This is a genomic window from Mesorhizobium sp. M7A.F.Ca.ET.027.02.1.1 (assembly GCF_004022985.1).
Classification (GTDB): Bacteria; Pseudomonadota; Alphaproteobacteria; order Rhizobiales; family Rhizobiaceae; genus Mesorhizobium.
Map to the genome: position 1 here is coordinate 1 of NZ_RZOL01000600.1, position 2574 is coordinate 2574.

2 protein-coding genes and 1 pseudogene are annotated in these 2574 nt (G+C 63.7%); all 3 read left to right on the forward strand.

Annotation, left to right across the window (positions count from 1 at the left end; translation table 11 throughout):
• Window positions 1–548 (forward strand): annotated as a pseudogene (locus EN749_RS33945) (transposase); the annotation flags it as partial.
• Between the two features lie 246 nt (window positions 549–794).
• Window positions 795–2342: an IS21 family transposase gene (istA, locus tag EN749_RS33950; RefSeq protein ID WP_128364814.1), complete on the forward strand. Its 1548-nt coding sequence runs from the start codon at window positions 795–797 to the stop codon at window positions 2340–2342.
• Between the two features lie 16 nt (window positions 2343–2358).
• A partial coding sequence (locus EN749_RS33955; RefSeq protein ID WP_189367902.1) for an ATP-binding protein occupies window positions 2359–2574 on the forward strand: 216 nt, incomplete at its 3' end.

Here is a 2574-nt window from a genome sequence, read left to right on the forward strand (position 1 = left end):
GCCTTACTCTTGAGAAGCCGTCGGCGCTGTCGGTCGCGCTTTGCCTCGCCCAGGCCATGAGCCGGAAGGAGGCCTGGCTCACCGCCCGGTACATTGAGCATGGGTGGCCGATGTTCGGTCGACCGCGGTCGCTTGTGACCGACTCCGCCAAGGAGTTCAAAGGCCATGCCTTCCAGCGTGGCTGCGAGGACTACGGCATTCGCATCCGCTACCGGGACCGTGGTCGCGTCCATCAAGGTGGCGTGGTTGAAAGGCTGCTCGGGAAGCTCAACTCTGCTCTTGCGTCACAGCCCGGCTCGACGGGCCGATCCGTGGCGGATCGCGACGAATACCCCGCGCAACGGAGAGCTCGCCTCAGCTTTGCCGATCTGGAGCGATGCGTCGCGCTCGCGGTGATCGACCATAACCTTCAGGAAAACGACAGGACGTTGAAGGTGGCGGCGACGGAGTGGGAGCGGCAAACGCGTGATCTCCCCCACTGGGATGATGATCCGATGCGCGTCCTGCTGGCATTCATGCCTGGGGCGGAGATGTCGCTTTGCAGTTAATGATGAGAATGGCTTGTCAACGATTTCGGTATGTTAGCTATACACCTAATTTGAGAATGTGCACTTAATTGCGTGTTTCGGTAATTCCCGGACACGCTTTTCGCTAAATCCCGGACAGTGATTTCAGTAATTCGCGGACAGCGATTCCGCTAAATCCCGGACAGTTTTCGGAAGCGGATTTACCGGTCGGTTCTTGGCTGCGCCGTTCTGGCAGTTTGGCCTCTCACGATGATGTTGAGAGGGGCCATGCCGAGACGGAAGCAAGCGAGACGAACGAGCGTGAGGGACATCCAAGCGATGTTGCGCCTGACCCATGAGCAGGGTCTTTCGGTGCGTGAAGTGTCGGAACGGCTGAAGATCAGCAAGACGACAGTATCAACCTATTTGCTACGGGCGCGGGAGGCCGGGCTGTCATGCTGGCCTCTGCCGCCGGGCCACGACGACGCGACACTTGAGCGGCTGCTGTTTGGCCGTGCCGGTCGTCCGCCGCAAGACCTGAGCGAACCGGACTTTGCGCTGATCGCCAGGGAGCTGAAGCGCAAGGGGGTGACGCTGACGCTGTTGTGGCAGGAGTATCGCGCCGCCCATCCCGACGGCTACGGCTACACCTGGTTCTGCGAGCACTTCGCCGCTTTCGAGCGCCGGACGAGCGCGACATTCCGCAATCGGCATGCGGCGGGCGCGGTGATGCAGACGGACTATGCCGGGCAGACGGTGCCGGTGATCGATCCGGCGACTGGCGTCATTTACCCGGCGCAGATTTTTGTCGCGGTGCTGGGCGCCTCCAACCTGACCTTCGCCTTTGCCAGCTCCAGCCAGAAGCTGCCGGACTGGATCGAGGGCCAGGTGCGAGCGCTCGCCTTCTTCGGCGGCGTCACCAGAGCGATCGTGTGCGACAACCTGAAGGCCGGTGTCGTCAAGGCGCTGTGGTTCGAGCCGACGCTGAACGCGACCTTTGCCGCGATGGCCGAGCACTACGACACCACCATCCTGCCGACCCGCAGCCGCAAGCCGCGCGACAAGGCCAAGGTCGAAGGCGCGGTGCTGATTGTCGAGCGCTGGATTCTGGCGCGGCTGAGGAACCGATCCTTCTTCTCGATCGCCGAGCTCAACGCGGCGATCGCCGAACTGCTCGAGGAGCTGAACAACCGGCCGATGCGCCATATCGGCCAAAGCCGCCGCGAACTGTTCGAGGAGATCGAGCGGGCTGCCTTGAAGCCGCTGCCGGCGGCACCGTTCGAGTACGCCGAGTGGAAGTCGGCGAAGGTCCATCCTGACTACCATGTCGAGGTCGACAAGACCTTCTATTCGGTGCCGCACCGGCTGATCGGGCGCACCGTCGAGGTGCGGCTCACGCATCGAGTGGTCGAGATCTTCCACGATCACCAGCGTGTCGCCAGCCATATCCGTCGCTCGCAGCGTTCCGGCCATGTCACCGTCAACGAACACATGCCCAAGGCGCACCAGCGCTACGCCAACACCACGCCGGCCAGCCTGATCAGCAGGGCGGCCAGGATCGGCCCCAACGCCGCCATCCTGGTCGAGCGCATGATGCGCGACCGGCCGCATCCGGAACAGGGATACCGCTCGGCCATGGGCATCCTGTCGCTGGCGCCGCGCTATGGGCCGGAGCGTCTCGATGCCGCCTGCGAGCGGGCGCTGCTGATCAACGCGATCGCCTACTCCTCCGTCACCGCCATCCTCAAAGCCGGCCTCGACCGGGCCAGCTCCGCAGAACCGGCAAAGCCGACACCCCAGCACGCCAACATCCGCGGCTCCACCTATTACCAGTGAAGGAAAGGAAGAAAGAATGCTGACGAACCCCACCCTCGACCAGATGCAGGCCCTCGGTCTGGCCGGCATGGCTGCCGCCTGGCGCGAACTGGCCGAACGCAACAACGCCAACGAGCTCAGCCGTGACGAGTGGCTCGGCCTGATGCTCGACCGCGAGGTCGCCATGCGGGCCGACAAGCGCGTCCGGAACCGGCTCGCCTCAGCCAGGCTGCGCTTTCCCGAAGCCTGCATC

Bases quoted from the DNA above. Each gene is read 5' to 3' on its own strand.
- istA (WP_128364814.1), top strand. From the start codon at position 795: ATGCCGAGACGGAAGCAAGCGAGACGAACGAGCGTGAGGGACATCCAA.